Below are 584 nucleotides of genomic sequence, written 5' to 3' on the forward strand. Positions count from 1 at the left end.
GCGATCGTTATTCTCAACGCATTGTTTGCGTGGCTCGTGCAGGCGGGCTATCTTGCTGGCAATCCCCTTTCCCTATCTCGCCAGCGCACGAAGCACGCCCCTCCCCGCATCACCCGCTATCTTGAGCCAGGGCTCTGGCAGGAGGTTAAGGACACCATCGCCGCGGTTCCGCGCGACAGCGATCGCGCGCGTGCACATGCCTACCGGGTGCGGTGGCTATTCACGCTGCTGTATCTGGGCGGGTTGCGAATTGCCGAAGTGGGCGCGAACACGATGGGCCAGTTTTTTGTGCGGCGCGACGCCGACGGTACCCTTCGCTGGTGGCTGAGCCTTCACGGCAAAGGTGGCAAGGAGCGACTGGTGCCCGCGACGCGCGAGATGATGATGGAACTTTCGCGCTACCGCCAGCAACTGGGCCTGAGTGCACTGCCCTCACCCGGCGACGAGACGCCGTTGGTGTTGCCGATTAAGGCAATGCTGAAAAAGGTCAACGCATCAGGGTGGCATGCCGTTTATATTGAATGAGACAAAAGACCCTAGCGATGGCAGCAGATCAAGGCGCCGGCTTCGAGCAGTATCGTCGG

At 61.1% G+C, this 584-nt stretch carries 1 protein-coding gene; it reads left to right on the plus strand.

Annotated elements, in window-relative coordinates:
* Positions 1-525: site-specific integrase (locus AWB67_RS39215; protein ID WP_510183528.1), on the plus strand; the 525-nt coding region annotated here is incomplete at its 5' end.
* Positions 526-584 lie beyond the last annotated feature (59 nt).

This window comes from Caballeronia terrestris (genome assembly GCF_001544515.1).
Lineage (GTDB): Bacteria > Pseudomonadota > Gammaproteobacteria > Burkholderiales > Burkholderiaceae > Caballeronia > Caballeronia terrestris.